This window comes from Bacillus sp. JJ1503 (genome assembly GCF_036965125.1).
GTDB lineage: Bacteria > Bacillota > Bacilli > Bacillales > Cytobacillaceae > Cytobacillus.
The window spans coordinates 1,323-1,572 of sequence record NZ_JBALOZ010000479.1; the positions used below are offsets into that span (position 1 = coordinate 1,323).

1 pseudogene is annotated in these 250 nt (G+C 40.8%); it reads left to right on the forward strand.

The features are described 5' to 3' along the window. Positions 1–250: pseudogene (locus tag V7149_RS25560) on the forward strand (methionyl-tRNA formyltransferase); the annotation flags it as partial.

Genomic DNA, 250 nt, shown 5'->3' on the forward strand with positions numbered 1-250 from the left:
ATTTATAACCATATACGCGGGTTAAATCCTTGGCCTGTTGCTTACACCACATTAAACGATGCTGTCATAAAAGTTTGGTGGGCTGAAAAGGTTCATGGGGATTCAAATCAGCCACCAGGGACCATTATAAGATATAAGGATCATGATCTAGTTATTGCAACTGGTAATGAGACCGCCATTAAAATTATCGAACTTCAGCCAGCAGGAAAGAAAAAAATGACTGCGGAGCAATTTTTACGAGGTGCTGGGT